We start from the raw sequence: 13,390 nt of genomic DNA, 5'->3' as shown, positions 1-13,390 counted from the left end.
TCATTATCATTCTCAAATAAGGAATAAGCGATTCGCCTAACGGAGTCGGGAAAATCAGCATTGAGTTTCCCGCTCTAACGCACGTCGCAGGCGAATAACCCCTTCCTGAATCGATTCAATCGTCAGTCCGCCATATCCCATAACGATCTGGTGCTCATGCCGACCCTTACGGATCGCGTAATGCTCTACCGGGTACACTTGCACCCCTTCTGAATGGATACGCTGGAGTAAAGATTGGGTAAACTGTATCCCCGGGATTTCGACGACGAGATGCATACCAGCGGCCTGCCCCAGGATCAATGCCTGCGGGAGCTCCTGCTGCAGGCTGTGTACTAGGGCTTCTCGCCGCTTGCGGTAAATTTTCTTCATGCGCCGGATATGCCGCTCGAAATAGCCCTCTTCCATGAATCGGGCCAGAATCAGTTGCTCTAGAGCGGAGGTGTGGCGATCGGCGAACCACTTCAGCCGTCGGTAGACCGGAATGAACCGCTCGGGCAGAACAGCATAACCGATCCGCAGTGCGGGCGATAAGATCTTGCTGAACGTCCCTACATAGAGGACGCGCTCCGGATCCAGACCCTGCATCGAGTGTACGGCGACACCCTCGTATGTGAATTCGCTGTCATAGTCATCCTCTACGATGAAGCAATCCATCTGCCGGGCATACTCGAGCAGCTGAATGCGCCGCTGGATCGGCAGCGTGCCCCCGAGCGGGAATTGATGGGAAGGAATGACGAAGACGAAATCCGGCTTTTCCTCAGTGGACAACTCTTCGGGAATGATCCCCTTGTCGTCCACTGGAATCGGCATTACGGTCGAGCCGGCATAAGTGAATATGGCGCGCATCTCGTCCGTGACCGGATCCTCGACAGCGACGAGCGTGTCCTTGTTACGCGATAGCAGTTCCGTGATCAGATGCAACGCTTGTGTAGCCCCTGAGGTAATGACGATCTGGTCCGGATGGCAGCGGACTCCACGCGCTTGCAGTAGGTAACGCGCCAATACGCTGCGAAGCTCAGGCAACCCTTCGGCTCCCGTATAGCCGAAGACGCGCTCCGGAGCGAGAAGACAAACTTCCTTGGCCAGTCGCCCCCACACTGTGCGCGGGAAATAATCCGCAGCAGGGTGCGCCGCTCGGAAGTCGATGGCCGCTTGTTCTGAATTTGACCTCGTCCCGGCTATCGTTGGAGCAGCAAGCTCCTGCTCCGTCTCCCTGAGCCAGTCAAAAGAAGACCCCGCTGCGACGAAGGTGCCCATTTGGGGGCGGCTCTCCAGGTACCCCTCCACCGTCAGCCGCTCATACGCCTCTAATACGATATTTCGCGATACGCCGATATTGGACGCCAGCTCACGACTGGAGGGCAGTCGCTCGCCCTCCACCAGCTCTTGTTGCAGAATGCGAGAACGCACCTGCTCATACACCTGGGCTGTTAAGGATATGTCAGCCCTTCGATCCACCGTAAACCACAACAACGGCGACTCCCCCTTGATCCCGATCCATTGTTCATACTGGTACTATAGGAATAGCTCATTCCTGGCACTTCTTGCAACCAGTATAGCATGATATGATTTGGATCAAAAGATGATCAAAGGAGCGTATACGAAAATGAAAACGATTGGCTTGATCGGTGGCTTAAGCTGGGAATCAACCGCCTCTTATTACCGGTACATCAACGAAGGTATCAAAGAGCGACTTGGAGGATTGCATTCAGCTAAATGCTTGTTATACTCTTTCGATTTCGCAGAGGTGGTGCAGTTGCAAAAGACGGGGCAATGGCAAAAGGCGGCTGCGCTCCTGGCGGAAGCGGCCGTCAAGCTGGAGGCAAGCGGTTGCGACGTGGTCCTAATCTGCACGAACACGATGCATACAGTTGCTGCGGAAGTCCAGCGTGCGGTCAGCATCCCGCTGCTGCATATTATCGATGTAACCGCGAACGAAGTGAAACGGCAGTCGATCCGCAAAGTTGGTCTGTTAGGGACTCAGTATACGATGGAGCAGTCGTTCTACCGGGATCGTCTGGAAGAGCTAGGGATCGAAGCGATCATACCTCAGGAGGCTGACCGGAATCGGGTGCACGAGGTCATTTTCCAAGAGCTGTGCCGCGGAGAGTTGAACCCCTCTTCCAAACAAGAGTATCTGCAAATCATTGAGCGATTGCGCGCACAAGGTGCGGAAGGCATTATTCTGGGCTGCACGGAAATCCCACTTCTCTTACATGAGGGAGATGGACCCTTGCCTCTCTTCGATACGACCTATATTCATGCAAACGCAGCCGTGGAGTTCGCCCTTCATGCCCAGACGTCATAACTGACACCTGTAAGCTGTAACCGCACCGAAAGGTAAAAACGTCGTAAAGGTTGGCTTCAACCGAACGGTAATACAGGGCTTGTAGAGCGAAAAAGCTGCAATAGTACATCATTTTTTTGCGTTTTCCCTATATTCTGGAGATAATCCTGCAAATATACATGATTTCTGCTTGAATGGCTGCTTAACGGGCGAACTGGACTAAAATTGATGTACTTTTGCAGGATTCTCTTCCGGAAACTTACTTTCCCGATAAAAAATGCTGCACTTTCGACTTTCGCAGGATTTACAGGATACAGGTTATCTTTACGGACACAGGGAGGCTGTCGATTAACTGTTAATAGAAACAAAAACGGCCGTTCCAAGTGAAAAAGGACCCCTTTTACTCATACATCTTGTTTGAAACTCCCTGATTGTATAAGGGATCTTACGGTATGGAGGTTCAAGCCAAAACTCGCTGGGGTCCTCTTTTTCACTTTCCACTCCTCTTGTCCACAGTGAATCGACAGCCTTACAGGATCCGTTATTCCCTCCCTGATGGGCAGCAACAAGCCGATAGCAGCAGGGAGTACTGCGCGCTGGCTTAGACGTTCCGGCAGATGTAGTCGTGCTCGAGCATCCCCCAAGCAACATTCCGATTGCGACCACAACCGCCACGAACCCTTTGACTGACTCTATAATCAGGATTGTGCGCCACATAATCACTCACCTGTTGAACCGTGCCATCCGGCATTGTACGTTCATAAGCATCCGTGTGATGCATGTTAGGGTTGTCGATTGCTGTGTAATCAGGTTTAGGATCAAGGTTGTTTTCAAATCCGCTTACATTAAATGCAAGAATGCCCAATGTGAAAGAGAAACATCATAGAATACTGAAGTACAGGATAGCGACCAACTTTTATCCTGAGTGATGTCAAACAGTACAATATAAAAATTGAAACATATGTGACAATGCCGTATACCATGTAATTGTCCTCACTCACATACTTGACCCCAAAATAGTTAATAACTTTGTAAGCTAAGTAAAAGTAGGACGCTGTAATAATAAGACCTATCCAAAACTGCCACTTGAACAACATTTTTATTAAAATGTAGATTCTCCAAATGACAACCAAAGCGATAAGTATTCCGAAAATTACGCCCAAGGCTTTTCGTCCCTAAAATAATTTCTTCAGCATTGCCTTGTAAATCTTATCATCAATCTCTAGCAAACTCCTTTTACCATCCTTGAACTGGACTGCAACAATATGTACCCCTTTACTCTTGGCAGATAAACCAGCCAGAAGCCCGACAGGGCCAAGTATTAATCCACCAACTAAACCCCTGCCAACGGCGCTTGTTGCACTTTTACGTTTCTCTTCATCAACAAGTTCATATTCCGCTACAGTTTCTTTGTTTAATTCAATAGATTTGCTGAATAAACCTGTTGCAATATTTATAATTCCAAATGAAACGACAACATGTTTTCCGTCATAGTCTCCGGCTATTACTTTATTTTTAGCGCCCAATTTTAAATCCTCCAAAACAATAGATTTTTAATGAGGCCCCGAAGAACCGCCCCATCAATTTAACCTTTTACTTTTTCATAGATGCCATGTAGCAAGTTGATTATTTCTGAGAATCCAAACATAAATAATGAAGTAGATCCTGCCCCTATCCAGTACACAACCGCCATAAATGGACTTTCTTCAAGTATTGTCATCCCAAAAAAACCACCAAGAACCAAGATTCCCCATGCAAGAAAATACATCAATGTAGCGATTGTATTTTTTATTGGAATTATATCTTTTTCTAGGGCAACTACTTTTTGTTGGTCTGTTTGAGTTTGATCCATTTTGCTAGTCCCTCCTTTCCTACTGTAGTTTATTTGTAACAATTGCCAACTGCGTTGAATTTCCGCCTAGCTTGTTTGGTACTTCTAGTATACCTATTGGATAGGCCACGACAGTCAATTTATCTCCCACCTTTAACTTCCCACTAGCCACCGTCGAGAATAAATCAAGAACCGTACCGTTGTTAGCTATAAATACCACCTGACAGTTAACGCCCATTTTTGGGAAGTCGCTACCTGGCGGATAGTCTTGGACAATTGTAACTGAACCAGTAAATGTAATAGCCTTACCATAATAATTCCACGGCGTTTTCAAAACATCACCCGAATCAGCAACTTCACCTTTAGCGGATACATCCCCTAAGATATTAAGCAAATTAACTGCGAGGCTTATATTTCCATTTTTTTGAGCATCCATTTCCTTGACATTCCACTTTGGATTCCTTGCCTCTTCGTTTGCCTTAGCTTTCTTATCCGCATCAGCTTTCGCTTTTTCATCCGCATCCGCCTTAGCCTTGGCATCCGCCTGTGTCTTCTTATCGGCATCAGCTTGAGCTTTGGCTGCGGCCTTCTCTTCAGCGGTTTGCTCCACTTTGCCCGATGCTTCCTTCGCTGGCGGATCAGCCAATTCCTTGTCATCACTATTGCCAAGATTTCCAATGATAATAAAGAAAATTATTACCGCTACAACCCACGCCCACCATTTTTTGTAGATAGGTTTCTTTACTTTTATTTTTTTCGCTTTTCCAATTGGAGTAACATTTGCATTAGTATCAATGTTATCATCTGTCCTTACAGGAAATTCGTCATTAATCTTTTCAGCAATAGTAGGACTTACATTTTCCTCCACCGGCAGTTTCGCTTCAGTTTCGGCTACTACCGCCGTACCACAATTACCACAAAATTTAGCACTTTCATTTAACTTAGTTCCACATTTCGAACAAAACATGTTTTGCCTCCTCATTATAATTTCAAGCACCGCTAACTATAAAGTGACACAGCATTTCAACACTGTATACCACCACTACGTCATGAATTACATATTCCTTCCTTAGCAATGCTGAATTTGAATACATTTCCAGATACTATTGTACTATATATGGCGATTTTTAGGAATATTGTCCTATAAATGTTTTACTGCTTTGCGGGAAATAAGGAGCAGTTCAGTAACTTAAATACCAAATTATGTATGACATAAAAATACCAAGCATTTCAGCTTGGGATGCGCCACTACATTTTTTATTTGCAGTAAAAAAATCAACCTGCTTTTTTTATTTCGATATTTCTCCTTTTGGAGTTGTATTGCTTGATACACAACATCTTCTCCACATTTATTTTCCAAGTAAAGTTTGCGGAAATAGTCTTTTGCAGAAGTATGATTCATCTGCTGGAACGCTTATAAAATTGAACGAACCTCAGTAAAAATTAAAATGAAAAAATGACTAGCGGAATTAACCGCCAGCCAATTAGTTCTAATTGAATTTAAATATCTTTCTAATTTCTGCGATGAAGATAACAAAACCTACCAATATCATGATTCCTTTTACTATTCCGTACATATTAATAATTTGAATATGCTACATAAATTTTAAAGATTATTGGAAGTAGAATTACTCCAAGTAACCCAATTCCTAATATATAAAACTTTATATCTTCCATTTTATCATGCTTCATTCGCAAAGAATTTTTTAGCTTGCTCTCTGTGTTCATCTGTGAGATTGTTTCAAATTGCAGCGATATTGCCGCAGCAATGACTGCCGCATCATCTGTAAGTCCAATAGCAATTATAGGATCAGGGATAGCATCGACTGGTGATATGAAGTATGTTAAAGCGCCTATAACCATAGCTTTTGCCCATACTGGTGTTTTTGAATCAAGCATACAATAATAAGCACCTACGGCTTCTGGTATAAATGGCACTTTTCTAGCAACAGATTTAGTTTTATTCCAAAATCCCCCCTTCACAAATTGTTCAGCTTAAAGATTCACCTCCAAACTCTCATGCTTCTCATCCTTGTTGTCATCAAATTCATTTCCAATAACACTCATTTCCTTATGAACCTCCTACCTTCATTCACGCTTTCGCTCCGCCGGTTTTCTAGCAACATTCCCCTTTTTGATTCGTCTAATGGAGAGGCACTGTAGCGAGAAGGAGGAGAAAATAGATGAAAAAATTTATTATTGGCTTTGTTTGCGGAGCAGCCCTCGCCTCATCAACGGCCGTAATGGCTGCGGACTCGATTCAGGCTTTTTTGTTTCCCAGTCAGGTTGTGATTCGCAATGACGAAACGATCAAGCCCATCGATGTAACCGGGGAAAATGCCGTGATCAATTACAACAACAAAGCTTACATACCTCTACGCACGTTTGCGGAGGCTATGGGAGCGAATGTCGATTTCGAGGAAGCTGCCGCTCACAATGGATTCAAGAATCAGATCAACATTAGGACCGACACGGTGCTGACCAGCGGGCTCCTTACCATAAGCGATCCGGATGGCTACGTAAATATGGGAGATATGTATGTCATGATGCAGCCGAACGGTTCCAATCGTCTGTCGTCCGGAACGATCCGGATCAACAAAGAGCTGAAAGACAAGGAAATCGAGATTACCGCCTTCGATACGCAAGGAAGAAAAATGGGCACAACAGATTTTGTGCATGTGAATGATACGGAGACCAGGCCGCCTCAGCCCGGTGAAACCCGGCCCTTCACAACCTCCCTCGACTTTGATCGCAAGCGAAACATCGGATCGTATGAGGTAAAGATCCGCAATCAGCTGGAGGTTACAAAGTATGAGCATATAAGCAGTCACTATGGCACAGGCATTGTCGCCGCCCTCTACCCACCAAGCGGCTTTAATGGACAGCTTCCCGGGAATCAGGTATCGCCTTTCCGCGTCACATTCCTGAACAATACGGAGCACGATATCGTCCTTCAGCCGTATGATTGGCAATTCAAAGTGGATCGGATCGATGAGTTCTCAAAGTCGATTGGAACTGTTTACGAAAAGACGCTGCCTAATATTGAAGGCCCGCTTGGGAGACTGTCTTCGTACAACTTCACCGTCCCCTGGAATCCCGTTGATCGCGAAGGCCAACCACTCGGCCCTGGACGCTACAGGGTCACTCTGGAGAAGGCCGAAAGTGTAAATTTCACTCAGGACGGAGGCGACGTCATATCGGAACGATTGGTGCTGAATACTCGGACCCCATACTCCTTTAATGTTGAAATCCAATAATTCATTCGATAAGAGAGATGGCAATGGAAATCTAAACATAAGAAAACCCGGCCTGTGGCCGGGTCCTCGTTTATCAATACAACGAAAGTTGTACTTTCAAGTTCATTCTATAACGGAGTAACACCCTCATGAGCTTACTCCGCCAAAGCCTGCTCCAAGTCGGCGATGATGTCCTCGACATCCTCGAGACCAACAGAGTAGCGCATCAGACCGTCAGTAATGCCGCGCTCCAAGCGGAATTCACGCGGCATGGCGGCGTGTGACATCATGGCCGGGTAGGACAGGATGCTCTCCACCGCGCCCAGGCTCACCGCGACGATTGGAAGCTGCACGCGGCTCATAACGCGCTTCGCGAGCTCGCCCGACCCAACGTCGAACGAGACGACGGCACCGTAGCCAAGCGACTGCTTCTCGTGAATGGCCCGGCCGGGATGATCCTTCAGGCCAGGGTAGTACACTTGTGCCACGGAAGAGTGCTCGCTCAGCCATTGTGCCAATTGGCGGGCACCCTGCTCGTGAGCTTCCATACGCGCTTTCAGCGTCTTCATGCCACGAACAAGCAGCCACGAATCTTGCACGCCGAGTACCGTGCCAAGTCCATTCTGTAATTGCTTCAACCGCATACCAAGCGACTTGTCTGCGACAACGGCAAGACCTGCCAACACATCGCTGTGGCCGCCAAGAAACTTGGTGGCGCTGTGCAGCACGATGTCGACACCGAGCTCTAGCGGGCGCTGGTGATAGGGGGTCATGAACGTGTTGTCGATCATCGTGAGCAACCCTTGCTCCTTCGCCCATCCGTTCACCGCGGCAATATCGGTAATGCGCAACGTTGGATTCGACGGTGTCTCCATGAACAGCGCCTTCGTATTCGGCTTCAGCGCCGCCTTCACCGCATCCAGGTTCGTCATATCGACGAACGTCGTCTCGATGTTCATCCGAGTCAGGATGCTTGTGAGCAAACGGTACGTCCCCCCATACACGTCCTCTGTACAAATTACATGATCGCCGCTCGAGAGCAGCATGAACGCCGTCGATATCGCTGCCATCCCCGAAGCAAAGGCGAATCCGCGCGTGCCGCCTTCCAACGTGGCGATATAGTCCTCTAACCCCTGACGAGTCGGATTGCCAGAACGCGCATAGTCGAAGTCAGGCGGGTTGTTCAGGTCATAATGATGGAACGTTGATGCTTGATAGATCGGCAAGCTGGCCGCACCGGTAGTCTCACAAATCTCGCCGCCAAAATGGATCAGCTTAGTAGCGAACTTCGTATTCGCATCGGGCTTGTGCTTGCGCGATTTCGGGTTCGTGTTGTTCGTTGTCATGATACTTTGCCCTCTTCCAATTCCAACTTCGCCGCCTCAATAGCGCCTGCCAAGTCGGCGATTAAATCGTCAACGTGCTCAATACCGACAGAGAAGCGCAGTAAGCGGTCATCTACGCCGACCTTGCGGCGGATTTCCTCGGGAATATCCGCATGAGTCTGTACAGCCGGATACGTCATCAGCGATTCCACCCCACCTAAGCTTTCTGCGAAAGCGATAAGCTTAATATGCCGGAGAATCGGTTCAATCATGCGAGCTTCCTTCATCTTGAAAGAGAAGATGCCCGTATTGCCCGACGATTGACGGTTCTGCGTCTCATAGCCTGGGTGGCTTGGCAGCGCCGGATAGAACACTTCGTCGACCAGCGGGTGTTCGAGCAGGAAATTAGCGATCTGGGTCGCGTTATATTCGTGGCGCTCCATCCGAATGGCCAGCGTCTTCATGCCGCGCATAAGCAGCCACGAATCTTGCGGCCCCAGAACGGAGCCAATCGAGTTGTGTAGAATTGCCATCTGTTCGGACAGTTCCTTGCCTTTGGTCACGATCAGACCCGCCAACACATCGTTATGACCGCCGAGGTATTTGGTCGCGCTATGAATAATAATATCGGCGCCTAGCTCGATCGGACGTTGCAGAAAAGGGGTCAACAACGTGTTGTCCACAATCGTAAGCAGCCCTTTCTTCTTCGCCCAGCCGCATACTAGCTCCAGATCAGTAATCATCATAAGTGGATTGGTCGGCGTTTCGATCAGCACGGCCTTGGTTGTCGGACGGTAGTTTGCTTCCAGCGCATCCAGGTCGTTCGTGTCAACGTAAGTAGCGGTGACGCCAAACCGTGTCATGATCTTCTCGATCAAGCGGTACGTTCCTCCGTACAAATCAAGCGAGACGAGTAAGTGGTCCCCTTGACTGAATAAAGCGAATATCGTTTGCAAGGCAGCCATTCCCGAGCTGCAGGCGAATCCAGCATCACCGGACTCCAATTCGGCAATCGCTTGCTCTAATACGAAGCGTGTCGGATTTTTCGAGCGGGAATAATCGAACCCTGTGCTCTGGCCAAGCTGCGGGTGGCGGAATGCAGTAGCCTGGTATACCGGGAAACTTACAGCTCCCGTGACCGGCTCGGAGATCGAACCGATCTGCGCCAAACGGCTTTCAATTTTCATGAACAAGTGTCCTCCTAGTAATCGATAATTCGACTGCAACTATCACGCGCGGCTTTATGCTGGTTTGGTCAAATGTAGGAGGCCATGTGCGCATTCAAATCGTAAGGTGTTTCCTGGTACACATAGTAGTTCAGCCAGTTGGAGAACAGCAGGTTCGCATGGGCTCTCCATGTACATTGCGGGTCGCGCGACGGGTCGTCTTTGGGAAAATAGTTCCGCGGCACCTCGATCGGCAATCCTTTCAATACATCACGGTCGTACTCCCACTTCAAGGTCAATGGATCATACTCGGAGTGGCCGGTTACGAATATATGCTTCCCGTCCTTGGTCGCCACGATGTACACGCCGGAATCTTCTGATTCTGACAAAATGTCCAGGTTGTTGATCGGCTCAATGTCTTCCCGCCGCACTTCCGTATGCCTGGATTGTGGCACGTAGAACATTTCATCGAACCCGCGCAGCAGCTTCACGTGCTTCGTTGTCGTTGTGTGCGGGAATACCCCGAATATTTTGCTGTCCAGCGGATACTTGGGCACTCCGAAATGATGATACAATCCGGCTTGCGATGCCCAACAAATGTATAGGGTCGAGGTGACGTTGGTGTTGCACCAGTCCATCACTTCCTTTAATTCCTGCCAGTAGGTGACGTTCTCGAAATCCATTTGCTCCACGGGTGCTCCGGTAATGATCATCCCGTCGAAGTATTCGTCTTTCACGTCATCGAAATTTTTATAAAACTGCTCCAGATGTTCCGGAGACGTATTTTTGGACGTATGCGTCTTGGGATGCAGCAATACAAACTCCACTTGCAGCGGTGTATTGCCGATCAGCCGTAAAATTTGCGTCTCGGTCGTTTCTTTGGTCGGCATCAGGTTAAGGATGGCAATCTTGAGTGGTCGAATATCTTGGTATTGCGCCACAGATTCGTCCATCACGAATATGTTCTCCTCGTTTAATATCTCTTTAGCCGGCAAATGATCGGGAATTTTAATCGGCATGTGTATACACTCCTTTCGTGGGATAAAAATACAAATAGCCTTTTCTCCAGAGATGAAGAAAGGCCATTAAACCGTACGTGTTCGAATGTCCTCTCTCATCTCCCAGAAACACAACATCTGCTTCCGCAAGAATTAGCACCGTGCGCCCCCATTTCCTACGAAACGGGTTAGTCGGTTGCCGGGTATCATAGGGCTAGTCCCTCCACCTACTCTTGATAAGAGTTCCGTGCTATTCGATTGATTACGTATAATGTTATACAAATGAGTTGGTGTTGTCAAGAGGCGACTGTCGTGGAATGAAGGCAGTACAAAGCAAAGAGACTGTCGACCAACGCCTGATTAGCTCCGAACAGAAGAAGGGTTCCGACCGCTGTTGAAATCACGTCCCAGGATTGAGTTTTTTTTTGGAAGGGACGAGATTTCAAAGGCGGGCACTTCGTTTCTCCACTCCTTCTTCTATTCTCCGCACTTGCGTTAATCGACAGTCTCAGTTTCATTACCCGTACACAAACCATTCCTCGACAGTCTCGGGGGGTAGTAAAAAAGAAACTCCCCGCAGAGAGCAGCGGGGAGTTGGACTAAGAGATTATAGACCGGCGGCGGAGAACACTTTATCGAAGCCGGCTTTGGAGCGCTGGAGCAGGACTTCGGCGGACTCTGTAGGAGCGGACTGCGTCAATATCTCTTGCGAGATCGGCCCTTTGTAGCCCGTCTGGCTCAGCGCACGCAGAAATTGTACGAGATCAATTACGCCTTCGCCCGGATACAACCGGCCGTTGTCGAGTGCTTCCTCAACCGGCACATCAGGCGCATCATTGATATGCACGTGCACGATTTGCTGTGTTGTTAGACGTAGCAGGTCTTCGGTCGAAGGATTGGTCGTGTACCAGTGGTATGAGTCAAGCARCAGACCGACGTTCGGTGCGCCGATCGCATCGATCCAGTCCAGCGTCTCTTGCAGCGTCCAGACGAATGGGTTCGCCCATCTCGTCCGAAGATGGTGTGGCCCTACGTATTCGAGGCCGAGCCGAATGCCATAGGCGCCCAGAATTTCCGCGCACAGGCGCAAACGGCGGGTAGCAAGCGCCATGAAGTGCGCAGCGCTGCCGTCCAGTGAAGGCAGAATGTATGTGGTGCAGCGTGTACAGCCGGCTTCAGCCGCTGCCGCTGCCGATGCAGCGAGATTCGTCAAGCCGTTACGGAACTCGGCATCTGATGTTCTCCACTGAACCTGCAGGCCAATCGATCCAACGATAATTCCTGTTTCTGCAAGAGTAGCTTTCACCGATTCCTTGCCTTCTTGCTCGAACCAACCGCGCACATCCTGTATATCCACAGCACCGAAGCCATGTGCTTGGGCCAGTCTGACAAACTCATTGTTGCTCCCGATGTTGCCTAGACCAGCTCTTGTAAGTCCTCTGATCATGCGAGTTACCTCCTTATTAGTAGCTCCAGTCGAGCTTCACTTCACTTTTGGTACGGGAAGATTCATATATAGCATCCAAGATCAAGTTGTTCGTGAACCCGGACATGACCGACGTAATCGGCGTCTTCCCTTCGGATACGCATTCCAGGAAGTGTCGGCTCAATCGACCGCGGGCGCCCTCGTCGTTCGAAGGGGTATTCAATTCAGTCTCCATCGGAGCATTGAATTTCTCAGTCAGGAACTTGCCCTTGTTGCCTCGGATTGCAGCTCCTCCTTCGGTCCCCATCAAGTGGATGAACGGCGTATTATCCGTGTCCATATGGACAGCCCAGCTGACTTCCAGTGTCAACGTACTGCCATCCTCCATACGGATGAGCGCAGTAGCCAAGTCTTCTACGTCGTAGTAACCATCCCAATTGGGCTTACCCCAAGTGCCGATCCCTTTCTTGACTGGACCGAACTCTGCATAAGTCGCGCCAGATACGGCGATTGGTTTCGGATTGCCCATCAGGTGCATGGACAAGTCGAGCATATGGACGCCGATATCGATTAGCGGTCCACCGCCTGCTTCCTCCATCCGAGTAAACCATGTTCCCCAGCCAGGGATACCCTTGCGGCGGAACCAACCGGCTTTGGCCGTGTAGATACGTCCAAGAGCACCGGCTTCAACCTGCTGTTTCACCTGCAGCGGCAGCCATTCCCAACGCATCTGATGCGCCACCATCAGGGTCATGCCTGTCTTCTCCTGCGTCCGCAAAATGTTGCGAGCACTCTCTGCATTAAGACCCATTGGTTTCTCGAGCAGTACATGCTTACCGGCTTCCATCGCTTGAATCGCCAGTGGGGCATGGTATAAATTCGGTACTCCGATGATTACAGCATCTACGTCTGGTCTAGCGATCAGCTCCGCCGGGCTTGCAGATACGTTCGGAATACCATACTGCTTCGCGCGGCTATCTGCCAATGGCAAATACGCATCTGTTACCGTTGTAATCTCACATTGCTCCTGAAGCTTGCTGAACTCTTGAATATGTACGTTTCCAATATTGCCTGCCCCGATAACACCAAGACGGATTCTGCTTGCGCTCATGTGTGGATAC

12 protein-coding genes and 1 riboswitch are annotated in these 13,390 nt (G+C 48.8%); of the genes, 2 read left to right on the top strand and 10 right to left on the bottom strand.

Features of this window, described 5'->3' with window-relative positions:
- Window positions 1–54: 54 nt before the first annotated feature.
- Entirely contained in the window at window positions 55–1,473 is a 1,419-nt protein-coding gene (gene pdxR, locus AC1DWB_RS04860; protein ID WP_477539910.1) for a MocR-like pyridoxine biosynthesis transcription factor PdxR, read from the bottom strand.
- A gap of 133 nt (window positions 1,474–1,606) precedes the next feature.
- Between pdxR and AC1DWB_RS04855 the strand changes: the two genes are divergently transcribed.
- Window positions 1,607–2,308: an aspartate/glutamate racemase family protein gene (locus AC1DWB_RS04855; RefSeq protein ID WP_477539909.1), complete on the top strand. Its 702-nt coding sequence runs from the start codon at window positions 1,607–1,609 to the stop codon at window positions 2,306–2,308.
- A gap of 1,154 nt (window positions 2,309–3,462) precedes the next feature.
- On the opposite strand, the gene AC1DWB_RS04850 is transcribed toward AC1DWB_RS04855, so the two are convergent.
- The 4 genes from AC1DWB_RS04850 to AC1DWB_RS04835 form a co-directional block, all read right to left on the bottom strand.
- The gene (locus tag AC1DWB_RS04850) at window positions 3,463–3,813 is read right to left on the bottom strand and encodes a hypothetical protein (protein ID WP_477539908.1); all 351 of its coding nucleotides are present in this window, start codon (window positions 3,811–3,813) and stop codon (window positions 3,463–3,465) included.
- Window positions 3,814–3,872: 59 nt separating this feature from the next.
- A complete protein-coding gene (locus AC1DWB_RS04845) occupies window positions 3,873–4,139 on the bottom strand; it encodes a hypothetical protein (RefSeq protein ID WP_477539907.1) in 267 nt (88 codons plus the stop codon).
- A gap of 19 nt (window positions 4,140–4,158) precedes the next feature.
- Window positions 4,159–5,085 (bottom strand): zinc ribbon domain-containing protein, encoded by a 927-nt coding sequence (locus tag AC1DWB_RS04840; protein WP_477539906.1) that lies wholly within the window; start codon window positions 5,083–5,085, stop codon window positions 4,159–4,161.
- Window positions 5,086–5,696: 611 nt separating this feature from the next.
- Complete coding sequence (locus tag AC1DWB_RS04835) at window positions 5,697–6,101, bottom strand: YkvA family protein (protein ID WP_477539905.1); 405 nt, start codon at window positions 6,099–6,101, stop codon at window positions 5,697–5,699.
- 200 nt (window positions 6,102–6,301) lie between these two features.
- Here AC1DWB_RS04835 and AC1DWB_RS04830 point away from each other — a divergent pair, with 200 nt between their 5' ends.
- Complete coding sequence (locus tag AC1DWB_RS04830; RefSeq protein ID WP_477539904.1) at window positions 6,302–7,375, top strand: hypothetical protein; 1,074 nt, start codon at window positions 6,302–6,304, stop codon at window positions 7,373–7,375.
- Between the two features lie 134 nt (window positions 7,376–7,509).
- On the opposite strand, the gene AC1DWB_RS04825 is transcribed toward AC1DWB_RS04830, so the two are convergent.
- From AC1DWB_RS04825 to AC1DWB_RS04805, 5 genes are all read right to left on the bottom strand, one after another.
- Window positions 7,510–8,700 (bottom strand): trans-sulfuration enzyme family protein, encoded by a 1,191-nt coding sequence (locus tag AC1DWB_RS04825; protein WP_477539903.1) that lies wholly within the window; start codon window positions 8,698–8,700, stop codon window positions 7,510–7,512.
- Window positions 8,697–9,866, bottom strand: coding sequence for an aminotransferase class I/II-fold pyridoxal phosphate-dependent enzyme (locus tag AC1DWB_RS04820; RefSeq protein WP_477539902.1), 1,170 nt, complete (start codon window positions 9,864–9,866; stop codon window positions 8,697–8,699). The genes AC1DWB_RS04825 and AC1DWB_RS04820 overlap by 4 nt, the downstream gene beginning before the upstream one ends.
- A 68-nt stretch (window positions 9,867–9,934) precedes the next feature.
- A complete protein-coding gene (gene metA, locus AC1DWB_RS04815; RefSeq protein ID WP_477539901.1) occupies window positions 9,935–10,864 on the bottom strand; it encodes a homoserine O-acetyltransferase MetA in 930 nt (309 codons plus the stop codon).
- Window positions 10,865–10,956: 92 nt separating this feature from the next.
- Window positions 10,957–11,086, bottom strand: a riboswitch (SAM riboswitch).
- Window positions 11,087–11,450: 364 nt separating this feature from the next.
- The gene (locus tag AC1DWB_RS04810; protein WP_477539900.1) at window positions 11,451–12,290 is read right to left on the bottom strand and encodes a sugar phosphate isomerase/epimerase family protein; all 840 of its coding nucleotides are present in this window, start codon (window positions 12,288–12,290) and stop codon (window positions 11,451–11,453) included.
- Between the two features lie 16 nt (window positions 12,291–12,306).
- Window positions 12,307–13,380 carry a Gfo/Idh/MocA family protein gene (locus tag AC1DWB_RS04805; RefSeq protein WP_477539899.1) on the bottom strand — a complete coding sequence of 358 codons (1,074 nt, stop codon included), beginning with the start codon at window positions 13,378–13,380 and terminating at the stop codon, window positions 12,307–12,309.
- Between the last annotated feature and the right edge of the window lie 10 nt (window positions 13,381–13,390).

Source organism: Paenibacillus sp. P4_E11 (assembly GCF_056401635.1).
The sequence above is the reverse complement of the archived record's forward strand: the minus strand, read 5'-3'. Positions and strand labels throughout refer to the sequence as shown.